Source organism: Quadrisphaera sp. INWT6 (assembly GCF_015390235.1).
Lineage (GTDB): Bacteria > Actinomycetota > Actinomycetes > Actinomycetales > Quadrisphaeraceae > Quadrisphaera.
On the sequence record NZ_VUOH01000001.1, the window covers coordinates 931,877 to 944,554 of the forward strand.

16 protein-coding genes and 1 pseudogene are annotated in these 12,678 nt (G+C 76.0%); 8 read left to right on the plus strand and 9 right to left on the minus strand.

From position 1 onward, the window contains the following. The first annotated feature begins 93 nt into the window (after positions 1–93). Positions 94–1,656 (plus strand): AAA family ATPase, encoded by a 1,563-nt coding sequence (locus F1641_RS04165; RefSeq protein ID WP_194903119.1) that lies wholly within the window; start codon positions 94–96, stop codon positions 1,654–1,656. Between the two features lie 56 nt (positions 1,657–1,712). Here the strand turns inward: F1641_RS04165 and F1641_RS04170 are convergent, their stop codons facing one another. Next, positions 1,713–2,195, minus strand: a complete 483-nt coding sequence (locus F1641_RS04170; RefSeq protein WP_309225373.1) for a MarR family transcriptional regulator — start codon at positions 2,193–2,195, stop codon at positions 1,713–1,715. Between the two features lie 68 nt (positions 2,196–2,263). Here F1641_RS04170 and F1641_RS04175 point away from each other — a divergent pair, with 68 nt between their 5' ends. Then, positions 2,264–2,533 carry a hypothetical protein gene (locus F1641_RS04175; RefSeq protein ID WP_194903121.1) on the plus strand — a complete coding sequence of 90 codons (270 nt, stop codon included), beginning with the start codon at positions 2,264–2,266 and terminating at the stop codon, positions 2,531–2,533. On the opposite strand, the gene F1641_RS04180 is transcribed toward F1641_RS04175, so the two are convergent. Genes F1641_RS04180 through F1641_RS04190 form a run of 3 tightly spaced genes read right to left on the minus strand, consistent with a single transcriptional unit; the run spans position 2,530 to position 4,807 of the window. After that, positions 2,530–3,006, minus strand: a complete 477-nt coding sequence (locus F1641_RS04180) for an NUDIX domain-containing protein (RefSeq protein ID WP_194903122.1) — start codon at positions 3,004–3,006, stop codon at positions 2,530–2,532. The genes F1641_RS04175 and F1641_RS04180 overlap by 4 nt on opposite strands. After that, positions 3,003–3,866: an NmrA family NAD(P)-binding protein gene (locus F1641_RS04185; RefSeq protein ID WP_309225374.1), complete on the minus strand. Its 864-nt coding sequence runs from the start codon at positions 3,864–3,866 to the stop codon at positions 3,003–3,005. The genes F1641_RS04180 and F1641_RS04185 overlap by 4 nt, the downstream gene beginning before the upstream one ends. Then, positions 3,863–4,807 carry a DUF1524 domain-containing protein gene (locus F1641_RS04190; protein ID WP_194903123.1) on the minus strand — a complete coding sequence of 315 codons (945 nt, stop codon included), beginning with the start codon at positions 4,805–4,807 and terminating at the stop codon, positions 3,863–3,865. The genes F1641_RS04185 and F1641_RS04190 overlap by 4 nt, the downstream gene beginning before the upstream one ends. A gap of 121 nt (positions 4,808–4,928) precedes the next feature. On the opposite strand from F1641_RS04190, the gene F1641_RS04195 reads away from it, so the two are divergent. Both F1641_RS04195 and F1641_RS04200 read left to right on the plus strand, forming a co-directional pair. Beyond that, positions 4,929–5,198 (plus strand): helix-turn-helix transcriptional regulator, encoded by a 270-nt coding sequence (locus F1641_RS04195; protein WP_194903124.1) that lies wholly within the window; start codon positions 4,929–4,931, stop codon positions 5,196–5,198. After that, a complete protein-coding gene (locus tag F1641_RS04200) occupies positions 5,195–5,698 on the plus strand; it encodes a hypothetical protein (RefSeq protein WP_194903125.1) in 504 nt (167 codons plus the stop codon). The genes F1641_RS04195 and F1641_RS04200 overlap by 4 nt, the downstream gene beginning before the upstream one ends. 95 nt (positions 5,699–5,793) lie before the next feature. Here the strand turns inward: F1641_RS04200 and F1641_RS04205 are convergent, their stop codons facing one another. Genes F1641_RS04205 through F1641_RS04215 form a run of 3 tightly spaced genes read right to left on the minus strand, consistent with a single transcriptional unit; the run spans position 5,794 to position 7,850 of the window. Continuing rightward, positions 5,794–6,081: a YciI family protein gene (locus tag F1641_RS04205; protein WP_194903126.1), complete on the minus strand. Its 288-nt coding sequence runs from the start codon at positions 6,079–6,081 to the stop codon at positions 5,794–5,796. 33 nt (positions 6,082–6,114) lie between these two features. Further along, on the minus strand, positions 6,115–6,867 hold the full coding sequence (locus F1641_RS04210; protein ID WP_206690457.1) for a class I SAM-dependent methyltransferase: 753 nt from the start codon (positions 6,865–6,867) through the stop codon (positions 6,115–6,117). Next, a complete protein-coding gene (locus tag F1641_RS04215; protein ID WP_194903127.1) occupies positions 6,864–7,850 on the minus strand; it encodes an NAD(P)/FAD-dependent oxidoreductase in 987 nt (328 codons plus the stop codon). Before F1641_RS04215 ends, F1641_RS04210 begins: the two co-directional genes overlap by 4 nt. 79 nt (positions 7,851–7,929) lie before the next feature. On the opposite strand from F1641_RS04215, the gene F1641_RS04220 reads away from it, so the two are divergent. Both F1641_RS04220 and F1641_RS04225 read left to right on the plus strand, forming a co-directional pair. Beyond that, positions 7,930–8,649 carry a carbon-nitrogen hydrolase family protein gene (locus tag F1641_RS04220; protein ID WP_309225375.1) on the plus strand — a complete coding sequence of 240 codons (720 nt, stop codon included), beginning with the start codon at positions 7,930–7,932 and terminating at the stop codon, positions 8,647–8,649. Further along, a complete protein-coding gene (locus F1641_RS04225) occupies positions 8,642–9,244 on the plus strand; it encodes a helix-turn-helix domain-containing protein (protein ID WP_194903129.1) in 603 nt (200 codons plus the stop codon). The genes F1641_RS04220 and F1641_RS04225 overlap by 8 nt, the downstream gene beginning before the upstream one ends. 210 nt (positions 9,245–9,454) lie before the next feature. On the opposite strand, the gene F1641_RS22880 is transcribed toward F1641_RS04225, so the two are convergent. Further along, on the minus strand, positions 9,455–9,610 hold the full coding sequence (locus tag F1641_RS22880; RefSeq protein ID WP_309225376.1) for a hypothetical protein: 156 nt from the start codon (positions 9,608–9,610) through the stop codon (positions 9,455–9,457). A 199-nt stretch (positions 9,611–9,809) separates the two neighbouring features. Further along, positions 9,810–10,340 (minus strand): annotated as a pseudogene (locus F1641_RS23680) (DUF3626 domain-containing protein); the annotation flags it as partial. Positions 10,341–10,548: 208 nt separating this feature from the next. Here F1641_RS23680 and F1641_RS04235 point away from each other — a divergent pair. Together F1641_RS04235 and F1641_RS04240 are read left to right on the plus strand one after the other, a co-directional pair. Continuing rightward, positions 10,549–11,484: a DUF2127 domain-containing protein gene (locus F1641_RS04235; protein WP_194903130.1), complete on the plus strand. Its 936-nt coding sequence runs from the start codon at positions 10,549–10,551 to the stop codon at positions 11,482–11,484. A 5-nt stretch (positions 11,485–11,489) separates the two neighbouring features. Next, the gene (locus F1641_RS04240; protein WP_309225377.1) at positions 11,490–12,674 is read left to right on the plus strand and encodes a histidinol-phosphate transaminase; all 1,185 of its coding nucleotides are present in this window, start codon (positions 11,490–11,492) and stop codon (positions 12,672–12,674) included. Positions 12,675–12,678: the final 4 nt, after the last annotated feature.

The window sequence follows — 12,678 nt, forward strand, 5'->3', positions numbered from 1 at the left end:
TACCTCGGCCGCTCAGGAGCCCCCCTGGACGGGCTGCCGAGGTCCGGCCCGGGGATGACGCGCCGCGGTGATCAGCGCCGGGACGATGCGGGGGTGAGCGACCCCCAGACCCCCGTCACCCAGACCCCCACCACCCAGACCCCCGCCGCCGCTGACGAGCGCGTCGCCTTCGCCCGGGCCTTCACGGGCCTGGTCGACTGGGCGCGCGACACCGCGGCCGAGCAGGTCCCTCCGCTGGTCACCCGCCTGCGCGACCACCTCGGCCAGGGGGCCCGTGACGCCGCCGTCGTCAGCCGCGAGTTCGCGGTGTTCGACAGGGTCAACCTGCAGCTGGCGCTGGACGCGTGGACCTCCGAGCCCGGCAGGACCGTCGAGGTGGTCGGCTACACGATCCCGCCGCACTTCGGCACCGTCGACGTGGCCCAGATGCTCCAGGGGTCGCACCTCCCGCCGCTGCGCATGACCGCGCCGCCCGTCGACGACCTGCCCTCCGGCCCGACCAGCACCACGGCCGTCTGGCGCGCGGTGCTGCTCCTCGTCACCGACGCCCGCGGCCGCCACGCCCTGCACGTCCGTGGCCCGGCCGACCAGCACGGGCACAGCGGGTTCACCGTCGAGGTGGCCGGGCTGGAGACCGCGCAGGCCCAGGAGCTGCTCGGCGAGCTCGAGGCGCTGCGCTCGGCCGAGAACGTCTACCGCGGCCAGGTGCTGGAGATCAGCACCAACGAGCACGGCGGCGTCGCCCTGCGCTTCCCCGACCTGCCCCGCACCGACCGCGACGACGTCGTCCTCCCCGAGGCCGTGCTCGCCCGCGTGGAGCGGCACACCCTCGCCGTCGCCGCCCGCCGCGAGGTCCTGCGCGCCAGCGGTCAGCACCTCAAGCGCGGCCTGCTCCTCTACGGCCCGCCCGGCACGGGCAAGACCCACACCACCCGCTACGTGGTGACGCACCTGCCGGACACCACCGCCCTGCTGCTGTCGGGCAGGTCCCTCCACCTCATCGGGTCCGTCGCGGCCATGGCGCGCGAGCTGCAGCCGGCCGTCGTCGTGCTGGAGGACGTCGACCTCGTCGCCGAGGACCGCTCCTACGGCCACGGGATGAACCCCGTCCTGTTCGAGCTGCTCGACGCCATGGACGGCGCCGCCGCCGACGCCGACCTGCTCTTCCTCCTCACCACCAACCGCGCCGAGGCCCTGGAGCGGGCGCTCGCGGCCCGCCCGGGACGCGTCGACGTCGCCCTCGAGATCGGGCTGCCGGACGCCGACGCCCGCCGCCGCCTCCTGCGCCTGTACGCGCGCTCGGTGCCGCTGACCGCTGACGACGACGTCGTGGAGCAGGTGGTGGCGCGCAGCGAGGGCGTCACGGCGTCGTTCGTGAAGGAGCTCGTGCGCCGGGCCGTGCTGGAGGCGGCGATGACCCACGCCGACGCCGTCACCGCCGTGCAGGAGGTGACGGGTGGGCACCTGCTGCGCGCCCTCGACGACCTCCTCGACTCCAGCCAGGCCCTCACCCGCGCGCTGCTGGGCGTGCCGGCGGACCAGTCCGACGAGCCCGACGACCCGGACGGCTCGACGGTGCAGTACGAGGGCAGCTACGAGCCGGGGGTGCAGGTGGTCATGACCGCCCAGCAGGCCAGGGCGCACGGCATCCACTGACCGTGATCATGGACTTCCGCCACCCTGCGGGTCCGTGGGGTGGCGGACGCCCATGATCACGGCGGGGAGGTGGCGGCCGTGATGACGGCGGTGAGCGAGTCGCGCAGGGAGACCAGGTCGCCCACGTCCATGCCGAGCCGCGCCATGACGGCCCGGGGGACTGCGAGGGCCTCCTCGCGCAGCGCGCTGCCCGCGTCGGTGAGCGTGACGACGACGCTGCGCTCGTCGCGCTCGTCACGGGTCTTGGTCACCAGGTCGAGGGTCACCAGGCGCTTGAGCAGCGGCGACAGCGTGCCCGAGTCGAGCTGGAGCAGCCCCCCGAGCCCCTTGACCGTCAGTCGCCGGTGCTGCCAGAGCGCCAGCATCACCAGGTACTGCGGGTGGGTGAGCCCCAGCGGCTCGAGCACCGGGCGGTAGAGGCCGATGACGCTGCGCGCCGCCACGGCGAGGGCGAAGCAGACCTGCTGGTCGAGCGCGAGGAGGTCGGTCCCGCCGCTCCCGCTGGCCGTGCCGTCGACGGCGGGGGTGGTCGTGCTCACACCGCCATCGTACGTCCAGTGGCGTACCATCGAGTTGTCCACAACCGATCAGTGCAAGGGATGCTCGGATGTCCTTCGTCCGCCGGTTCTTCGGCAGGCTCAACCGCGCCGTCGGCTCCGTCGAGGAGAACCTCAAGGCCGTCTACGGCGGCGCGCAGGTCGACGAGCGCTCGATGGGCACGCAGGCCGCCAAGGCCGAGCACCGCCTGACGGGCGTGCAGGGCGAGTACGAGATGCACCGCGACGCCACGGGGCGCACCTACCTGGTGACCAAGCCGCCGTCGCGCGAGCAGCCCCCGGCGCCCGGCGCGGGCGGCGCGGAGGCCGAGCAGCGCTAGGAGCGGCGCGGCCGGCCGTCCTCCAGCTCGTCGAGCGCCCCGGTCTCGACCGCCTCGACGGTGGCGCGCACCCGGCGGGCCAGCGGCTCGCCGCACCGGCGGTCGACGACGTCGAGGTCCACGAACCCCGCTGAGGCCAGCTCGTCGGCGGGGAGGCGCAGCCCGGAGGCGTCGGCCAGCACCCCGCCGTCGTAGACCAGGCGGAGTGCGTCACCTCGCGGCGTGCTCGACCAGTCGAGGCACAGCAGGCGGCCGAGCGGCAGCGCGGTCTCGTCGAGGCCCAGCTCTTCCAGCAGCTCGCGCCGGCACGCCGCCGCGGGTCCTTCCCCTGCCTCGACGAGCCCGCCCGGCACCTCCCACGTCGCTCTGTACGTCGGCTCGACCAGCAGCACCCGGCCGGCCGGGTCGCGCACCAGCGCCCCGGCGGCGGTCACCGGGCGCGCGGCCGAGGCCAGCCAGGGGGCGTCGCTCACCGGGCGAGCAGCTGCGCGAGGCTCGTGGCGGGGCGGCCCGTGAGGTCGGCGACGGCGGTGCTGGTGCCGGCCATCTCCCCGGCCGCGATGGCCGTGTACGTGGAGACCCACGCCTCGAGCTGCCAGTCGGGGGCGCCGTAGACGGCCCGGGAGGAGCGGGCCTCCTCGAGCGACTCGGCGCGGTACGACACCTCCCGCCCGGTGACCCGCGTGATGGTCTCCGCCACCTCGGCGAGCGTCAGCGCCTCGGGTCCGGTGAGGTCGTACGTGGCGCCGGCGTGCGCGGCCGGGTCGCGCAGCACGGCGAGGGCGGCCGCGGCGACGTCGTCCTGCGCCACCGCGGCGACGCGGCCGTCACCGGCGGGGCCCCGCAGCACGCCGTCGTCGCCGACGAAGAGCGGCAGCACGTCGGCGTAGAGGCTGTCGCGCAGGAACGTCCACGACGCACCCGTGCCGCGCAGCAGCTGCTCGGTGACGTGGTGGTCGCGGGCGAGCGTGAAGGTCGCGGTGGGGGAGGCGCCCTGGAACGAGGTGTAGACCACGTGCCCGACGCCGGCGGCCGCAGCCGCCTCGACGAAGGTGCGGTGCTGCTCGACGCGGTCGGCGCTCTCCGAACCCGACACCATGAACAGCAGCTCGACGCCCTCCAGGGCCTGCCGCGCCGCGTCGCCGTCGGCGTAGGGAGCCGTGTGGACGGTGCTGCCCGGCAGGTCGGGCGCCCGCGAGGCGTCGCGCACGAGCAGCCGCTGCTCCACGCCCGCTGCCGCGAGCCCGCGGGCCACGCGCCCGCCGACCTGGCCGGTCGAGCCGGTCACCGCCACCCGCGGGCCGGTCCCTCTGCTGGCCCCTCTGCTGGTCACGCGCACGCCTCCCCGTTGCCGTCCCGGTCGAGCCGGGGGTTCCACCCCGGGTCACCCTGCCGCAGCGGCGTCGCACCTGCCGCCTCGGCGGCGGAGCAGCTCGCGAAGGGCCCGGTGACCGTCGTCGTCCCGCCGCCCCCGCTGCCGTCAGCTCCGCTCCCGCCGACCGCGCCGCTGGTGATCCCGCCGTCGTCGACGGGCAGCTGCTGGTCGGGGCAGGTCGACAGGACGTCGACCATCGCGTCGCGCTCCGCCTGCGTCACCCACGCGCCGTACTTCGCCTTCACCGCGATCTGCCGGGCGACGTACGGGCAGCGGTACTCCTTGTTCGGCGGGAGCCACGTGGCGGCGTCGCCGTCGCCCTTCTGGGAGTTCAGCGGCCCGTCGACGGCCAGCAGGTTCAGGGGGTCGTTGGCGAAGCGCGCCCGCGTGTCCTCCGACCACTGCTGCGCACCGGTCTGCCAGGCGTCGGAGAGGGCCACGAGGTGGTCGATCTGGACGTCGGCGCTGCGCGGACCGCGCTCGAAGCTGATGCGCTTGGGCGTGTACGGGTCGACCAGGACCCCGCTGCGCACCTGGCACGGGTCGTCGCTGCTGTACGAGACGTCGGTGAGGTCGCGTGCGAGCACGTCGTCGCGGGTGTCGCAGCCGTTGGCGTCGACGTCCTTCCACGCCGCTCCGAACTGCTCGCGGCTGTACCCGGTCTTGGGGGCCTTGCCCTTGACGGGGACGTCGCGCAGCGCCGCCAGCGCCGAGCCGGTGGGCGCCTGCTCCACCGCCTCGGTGGGGTCGGGGCCGAGCGCGGCGTCGAGGGCCGCGCCGAGGCCGCCCGCGGCGCGTACCGCGAGCACGACGACGAGCAGCACGAGGAGGACGCCGACGACGAGGCCGACGCGCGAGCGGACGGGGCGGGAGGCCCCCCGGGGGGAAGTCCGGGACACGTCGCGCAGCGTCCCACGGCGGTGGCGGAGCGTGCAGGGCCAGATCGCGCGCTGTGGACGGCGGGGAGGTCGCCTGTCGCTCACCTTGTGCCGCTCGTAGTATTAATGCTACGAATAGTGCATGGGAAGGACGCCCAAGACCGACGACGACGCGGTGCACCACCGCATCGCCGTCCTGCGCGCCGAACGGGGTGCGAGCCGCAAGGACCTCGCCGAGGCCGTCGGCGTGCACCCGCAGACGATCGGCTACCTCGAGCGGGGCGAGTACAGCCCCTCCCTCGTGCTGGCCCTGCGCATCGCCCGCTTCTTCGACCTGCCGGTCGAGGCCGTCTTCAGCCTCGACCCCCTGCCCCCCCTCAGCTCCGAGGTCTACGGAAGGACAGCCCGATGAGCGCCGCAGCCAAGACCCGCCCGACCGACCTGGCCGCCACCTTCGAGGACGACCGGTACTCCTGGACCCGCCGCCGCTCGGTGCGCCGCGCCGGGGTGACCGGCGAGGCGGTGCTCGTGGGCGTGCTGGCGCTGGCGGCCCTGGCCGCCGGGCACGGCGTGCTGGTGGGCGGGGTGTTCGCCGTGGTCTGGGTGGTGGGGCTGGTGCTGTTCGTCCCGCTGCACTCGGTGGTGAACCTCGGGGTCCGCGGGCTCTACGACCGGCGCGAGGCGAGCCTCGACGAGGTGCAGCGGACCCAGCGCGACAGGTCGGCCACCGCCACGCACTGGCCGAGGCTGCTGCTGTCGCTGCTCGCCGTGCTGGTGGCGGTGCAGACCGCGACCGGCGCTGACGGGGCCGGGGCCGCGGCGGCGGCGTTCTCGGTGGGGTTCGTGCTCTGGTTCGCCAGCTGGCTCACCTCCACCTGGCACCTGGCCTGGACCCTCCCCGAGGAGGACTGACCCCGTCACCCGCAGTCGAGCGCCTGGTTGCGGTTCCTGACCCGTCAGGAACCGCAACCAGGCGCTCGGCTGCGAGGGGTGGCGAAGGGGTGCGGTCAGGCGGAGGGGAAGGCGTCGGCCAGGCGGCCGGTGACGACGCTCCAGCCGACGACCCTCCGCTCGGCGACGATCTCGCCGTCGAGGACGAACGGGTCGTGGTCGAGCAGCTGCTCCACCTCGGCGGCGGAGGCGGCCTCGAAGACCAGCACCGCGCCGTCGGCGTCCGTCGGACCGGACACCAGCACGCTCGGCTGGCCGCGCAGCCACTCGCGGTGGGCCGGGCGCACGGCGGAGCGGCGCTCGCTGTCGGAGGTGTAGGAGTACGTCGCGACGAAGACGGCCATGCGACCCACCCTGCCACCCCGCCCGGCGGGCGCTCAGCGCAGGCGTCGGACGAGCACGACGCTGTCGTTGAGGTGCCCGTGCTGCGCCGCGGACCCCGCCGGGCCGGTCGCGGGACGTGCCGCGACCTCCGCCCGCACGACCGCCCAGCCGTCGCCGAGGTCCAGGTCGGCGAGCACCTGCTGGGGCGTCGGGAAGCCGATCCGCGCCTGCTCGTCGAGGTCGGCCCACGGCGGCGGGTCGGCGTGGTCGACCACCAGCAGGTGACCGCCCGGCGCGACGGCGGACGCCGCCCGGCGCAGCACCTCGGCCCGCGGCCAGCCGACCGGGGCCTGGAGGAACTGGGCGTTCACCAGGTCGAACTCGCCCTCGGGGAAGGTCTGCGTCAGGTCGTGCCGCTCCAGCACCACGTCGACGCCCCGCGCCTCCGCCACGCGGCGCGCCCTGGCGACGGCGGCGTGCGCGACGTCGACACCGGTCGCCGCCCAGCCCTGCTCGGCCAGCCACACGACGTCGCCGCCCTCGCCGCACCCCAGGTCGAGCGTCCTGCCCGGTGCGACGCCCAGCTGCGCCAGCGCCTCGACGAGCCGCGCGTTGGCGCTCCCGCTCCACCGCAGGTCGGAGCCGCCGTACAGCTCCTCCCACCAGGCGGGCAGACCGTCGGCGGAGTCGGGCAGCGGCGGCATCCCCGGCGGCGGCCCGTCGTGGCCGTGCTCGTGCCCCTGGCCCTGCTGCTGGGCGTGGCCGTGGCCGTGGCCGTGCTGGTGCTCGTGGCCGTGGTCGCTCATCGTGCTGCTCCCTGCAGTCGGAGGGCGGCCGCGACGTCCTCGCGGGCCAGGTCCATCGTCATCGCCGCGCCGGCCTGCATGCCAGCCGCGGTCACCGCCGGCACCACGGTCATCGGGGCCGCGGCGTTGCCGGCCGCCCACACGCCGGGCGCGCTCGTCAGGCCGGTCGCGTCGACGGTAACGGCGCCCGTCGCCATGACCGCACCCATCACCTCCACGTCGGCGACCTCCACGCCCAGCGGCGAGGTCAGCGAGGTGTCGACGCGCACCTGCGACGCCGCGACCACCGCCCCCACCTCCAGCGCCCGGCCGGTGGCGAGGTGCACGCGCACGCCGTCACCGCTCCGCTCCAGCCGCGCCACCTCGCCGTCGACGAGTCGCACGCCGATCGCGTCCAGCTCCTCGCGCTGCTCGTCGGCCACCGCCGGGCCGGTGTGGGTCAGGACGACGACGTCGTCGCTCACCTGACGCCACATGAGCGCTGCGTGGGCGGTCATCGGGCCCGTCGACAGCACCGCGACGGTGCGGTCGCGCACCTCCCACCCGTGGCAGAACGGGCAGTGCAGCACTCCCGATCCCCACAGCTCGGCGATGCCGGGCACCGGGGGCAGCACGTCGGTGCCGCTGTGGGCGAGCAGGAGGCGCCGCGCCGCCGTCGTCCGGCCGTCGGCCAGCTCGACGCCGAAGCGCAGGGGCTCGCCGTCGACGCTCGTGCGCCGCAGCCAGGTGACCCGGCCGTCGACGACGACGCCGCCGTAGCCCGCCAGCTCGGCGCGCCCCGCCGCGAGCAGGTCGCCGGGGGCGGTGCCCTCGCGGGCGAGGAGGTTGTGGACGCCGTCGGCCGGGGCGTTGCGCGGCTGTCCGGCGTCGACGACGAGCACTCGGCGCCGCATGCGCGACAGCGCCACGGCACCGGCCAGGCCCGCGGCGCCGCCGCCGACGACCACCACGTCGTACTGCTCGTCCAGGGGGTTCTCGGTCATGCGGAGAGCCTGCGCGGGGAGGTGTGACGTCGGCAAGCGTTGTTGCCAGAACAGCAATTCCAGCCCCAGGATGGCGCGCGTGCTGAGACCCCTCCGCGTCGCCGTCGCCCAGCCCGCCGTCGTCCACGGCGACGTGCCGGCCACCGCCGCCGCGCACGCCGACGCCGTGGAGCGCGCCGGCGCCCGGCTCGTGGTGTTCCCCGAGCTGTCGCTGACGGGGTACGTGCTCGACGCGCCCGCCGTCGCCCTCGACGACCCGGCGTGGCAGCCCCTCGTCCGCGCCTGCGCGGAGCACGGCACCACGACGCTGGTCGGGGCCCCCGTCGAGGTGGGGGGCGGGCGTGCGATCGCCGTCGTCGCGGTGGACGGCGACGGCGTGCGCGTCGTCCACCGCAAGGCGCACCTCTACGGCCAGGAGCTCGACCTGTTCGAGGCCGGGCCCGGAGCCGCGGTGCCGGTGGTCGACGGCTGGCGCGTCGGGCTGGCCGTCTGCCGCGACACCGGCATCGCCGAGCACACGGCGGCCACGGCCGCGCTCGACGTCGACCTGTACGCCGCGGGCGTGGTCGACGAGCCCGCGGCGCTGCCGGTGATCCGCTCCCGTGCGGTCACCAACGCCCGCGCGTGCCGGGCGCCGGTGGCGGTGGCCAGCGCCGCCGGTCCGGTGGGACCGCGCCACGGCTTCCCGGAGACGGCCGGCGGGTCAGCGGTGCACGCCGCCGACGGGTCGCTGCTGGCGACCGCCGGGGGAGACCCGGGGGAGCTGGTCGTGGTCGAGCTGGAGCCCCGCCGTGGCTGACGCGCCCGGCGAGGGCCTCGACGGCGTGCTGGACGCCGTCGGCCCGCGGCTCAAGGCCCTGCGCCTGCAGCGGGGGACGACGCTGGCGCAGCTGTCCGAGACCACGGGCGTCTCCGTCAGCACCCTGAGCCGGCTGGAGTCCGGCCAGCGGCGGCCGACGCTGGAGCTGCTGCTGCCCCTCGCCCAGGCGCACCGGGTGGCCCTCGACGAGCTGGTCGGCGCCCCGGCCACGGGCGACCCCCGCGTGCACCTGCGGCCGCAGCGGCACAACGGCCGGACGGTGGTGCCCCTGACGCGCCAGCCCGGCGGGCTGCAGGCGTGGAAGATCGTCATGCCGCCCGAGCCCGACCGGACCCCCGAGGGCGACGGGCAGAAGGTCCACGAGGGCTGGGAGTGGTTCTACGTGCTGGCCGGGCGCATCCGGCTGGTGCTGGGCGAGCACGACGTCGTGCTGCGCGAGGGCGAGGTGGCCGAGTTCGACACCCGCACGCCGCACTGGTTCGCCAACCCGGGGCCGGGACCGGCGGAGCTGCTCAGCCTCTTCGGGCCGCAGGGGGAGCGGATGCACGTGAGGGCCCGCACCCGCCGCGACTGACCACCGCGGGTCCTGACCGCGTCCCGCCGAGCATGCACGAGGCCGGTGGGGGTGCCGCAGGAGGGCTCCGCCGACGTCGTTGTGCATGCCCGACGGGACGGGGCGCTGGAGCTGCGCGTCGACGCCCTCGCCCCGGGTGTGACAGCGGACGGGCAGGAGCGCCTCGGACCGGGGTCATCGGGGGCCCGGTGGGGTCCAGCCCGCCCGGCGTCACGCGGGCCGAGGAGGGGAGCCGAAGCGGGCGACGCAGTGCCACACCTGCTTGAGGCGCTGCGCGTCCCACCGGCCCAGCGCCACCGCTCGGCCGACGACGGCTGCGTCGAGCACCCCGTCGCGCGTGAGCGCCCCCGCCACCTCGTGCGCCACCCGCACCACCTCGGGTCCCCGGTAGGCGACGCACTCCGCCCGCGATCCGAGCGCGGCCGCGTCGAGGGCGCACCCGCGGTGCCACTCCAGCGCGGCGCCCGACGTCGTCGCGACCTCCCGGGCGGCTGCCTCGACGGCGCTGCCCGCGGAAGCAGGGGTCGAGGACCACCGCCTCGACGTCGCGGGCGAGCAGCAGCTGGCCGTGGACGTGCGCCTCGACGTGGTCGTCGAGGACGTCGAACCGCCCCGCCGCCCGCGACGCCCCGGCAGCCGCCACCGCGGGCGCCGCGTCCGCCGTTCCGAGGGCCTCCGGCCCGAGCGCGCTGTCGGGGAAGGCGAGCGTGACCCGGTCCAGGGCGCCGGCACGCAGCCGCAGGTGGCAGGAGCCGAAGCGGAGGGCAGCGCCGCTGGGGTCGCCGTCCAGCGACAGGGCGCCGTACACCGGCCGCTCGTCAGCGGGCGCGTCGTCGTAGGCGCCGCCGAACAGCTCGGACTCCCAGCGCCACCGGTCGCCTCCGGGGTGGGCGGTGAGGCCGCCCGCGCTCGTGCCGGTCTCGAACTGCGACCGGTAGCGGCCGTCGTGCGCCAGCTGGGCGAGCACCAGCCGGCCGGTGGCGGGCACCACGCGGTCGGGGTGCAGGTGGACGACGACGCGCGCGCCGGCCGCCAGGGGAGGCCGCCCCCGGCGGCGGCCACCCTCTCGGCGACGTGGGCCACCGCTCGCTGCCACGTCTCCACCTCCCCAGGGTGGCGGCTCGTGACGCCGGACGGGCAGAGGCGGCTGCAGGGCAGCCGGTGGCGGCGCCGGGCGGGGTCCTGCCCGTCCGGCGTCACGGAGGTGTTCGGGACGTCCGCTGACACCACGGGGAGGTGGGGGTCAGGAAGTGTGCCGCAGGCATCCAGGTGCCTCCCAGAGATCGCGAGTACTACGGTCCCTCGTGGCCTCTGACCAGCGCCGTCGTCGCCGGCTCCCGCGCGTCCGCTGGGACCTCCTCGACTGCTCCCTCCAGGGGCACCGCACCGTCGGGCACGACGTCGCCGCGGTCCGCCCCGACGACGCCCTCGTCCTCCGCGAGGACGCCGACGGCCTGCGCTGGCACCGCTGCCTGCGCTGCGACGCCTGGCTGCCGCGCAGCGCCCCGGAGCACCCCGCCGCCGAGCACCTGCCGCCCCGCGACCGGATCCAGCTGCCGCTGCGGGGCCGTCCCCTGCGCGACCGGTACGTGCTGCGCCTGATCGCCCTCGACCGCGTCGTCCACGTCGTCGGGCTGGGGCTGCTCGCCGCTGCCGTCATCGTCTTCTCGGGGCACCGCGGCACCCTCGACCGCTGGTGGACCTGGGGCCTCGACTTCGTGCAGCAGCACGGCGTGGTCGTCGACACCGCCCACGGGTCCATCGCCGAGGTCACCGGCTGGTTCGACACCCCGTCGAGCCACCTGCTCCTCATCGGTGTCGGGCTGGTGGCCTACGCCGCGCTGGAGGCCACCGAGGCCGTGGGCCTGTGGCTGGGCCGGCGCTGGGCCGAGTACCTGACGTTCGTGGCCACGAGCGTGCTCCTCGTGCCCGAGGTCATCGACCTCAGCGACGGCGCCTCCGCCACCGGCGTCACCCTCTTCGCGCTCAACCTCGCCGTCGTCGTCTACCTCCTCCTCGCCAAGCGCCTGTTCGGCCTGCGCGGAGGCGGCCGGGCCGAGGCCGCCGAGCGCGAGGCCGACTCCGGCTGGTCGGCCCTGGAGCGCACCCTCGCCAGCGCGACCGGCAGCAGCCGCACCACCGGCAGCGCCGGCACCGCCGACCGGCCCCCGGTCACGGGTCCGACCGGGCGAGCGGACGCCGCCGCCGCGCCCCAGGTCAGCACCCCTCACTACCCTTGACGACCGTGAACCCGGTGACGCCGCAGGGCCTCGTGTCCGACACGACCCTCGACGACCTGCCCCTCCGCGACGACCTGCGCGGCCACACCCCCTACGGGGCGCCGCAGCTCGACGTGGCCGTGCGCCTCAACACCAACGAGAACAGCCACGACGTGCCGCCGCAGGTGGTCGACGCCGTCGTGGCCGCCCTCGCCGAGCAGGTGCCGCACCTCAACCGCTACCCCGACCGCGAGGCCGACGTCCTGCGCGACGCGCTCGCGGCGTTCCTCGTCGCCCAGCCGGCGTCCCACGGCGTGCCGCTGACCCGGGGGAACGTGTGGGCGGCCAACGGCTCCAACGAGGTGCTGCAGCAGCTGCTGCAGGCCTTCGGCGGCCCGGGGCGCACGGCGGTCGGCTTCACGCCGTCGTACTCGATGCACCCGATCATCACGCAGACCTCCGGCACCGCCTGGGTCGACGGGAAGCGCGGTGACGGCTTCTCCCTCGACCCGTTCGCCGTGGCCGAGCAGGTCGCCGCGGCCGGCGACGACGGCGCCGACGTGGTGTTCCTCACCAGCCCGAACAACCCCACGGGGACGGCGCTCCCGCTCGACGTCGTCGAGGCCGCGTACGGCGCGACGCGGGGGGTCGTCATCGTCGACGAGGCCTACGCCGAGTTCGCCCGCCCGGGCACGCCGAGCGCGCTGACGCTGCTGCCGGGCCGCCCGCGGCTCGTGGTCACCCGCACCATGAGCAAGGCGTTCGCCTTCGCCGGCACCCGGGTCGGCTACCTGGCCGCGGACCCGGCCGTGGTCGACGCGCTGCGCCTGGTGCGCCTGCCGTACCACCTGTCGTCGCTGACGCAGGCCGCCGCGACCGCCGCCCTGGGCTGCGCCGACCAGCTGCTCGAGACCGTCGAGGACACCAAGGCCCAGCGCGACAGGATCGTCGCCGCGATGCCCGCCCTCGGCCTGGAGGCGCTGCCGAGCGACGCGAACTTCGTGCTCGTCGGCGGCTTCGACGACGCCCCGGCCGCGTGGAAGGCGCTGCTGGAGCGGGGGGTGCTGGTGCGCGACGTCGGCATCCCCGGGCACCTGCGCATCACCGCGGGCACCGCCGCCGAGACCGACGCGGTGCTCGCCGCCCTGGCCGAGGTCGTCGTCGCCGCCGAGCTCGCCGCCCACCCCGAGGACGCCGAGGAGCAGCAGTGAGCAC

Excerpts from the sequence above, each read along its gene's own strand:
- F1641_RS04210 (WP_206690457.1), bottom strand. The coding sequence starts at position 6,867 with ATGAGCGACCACGGCCACGAGCACCAGCACGGCCACGGCCACGGCCAC.
- F1641_RS04195 (WP_194903124.1), top strand. The coding sequence starts at position 4,929 with ATGGGAAGGACGCCCAAGACCGACGACGACGCGGTGCACCACCGCATC.
- F1641_RS04200 (WP_194903125.1), top strand. The coding sequence starts at position 5,195 with ATGAGCGCCGCAGCCAAGACCCGCCCGACCGACCTGGCCGCCACCTTC.
- F1641_RS04205 (WP_194903126.1), bottom strand. The coding sequence starts at position 6,081 with ATGGCCGTCTTCGTCGCGACGTACTCCTACACCTCCGACAGCGAGCGC.
- F1641_RS04175 (WP_194903121.1), top strand. The coding sequence starts at position 2,264 with ATGTCCTTCGTCCGCCGGTTCTTCGGCAGGCTCAACCGCGCCGTCGGC.
- F1641_RS04215 (WP_194903127.1), bottom strand. The coding sequence starts at position 7,850 with ATGACCGAGAACCCCCTGGACGAGCAGTACGACGTGGTGGTCGTCGGC.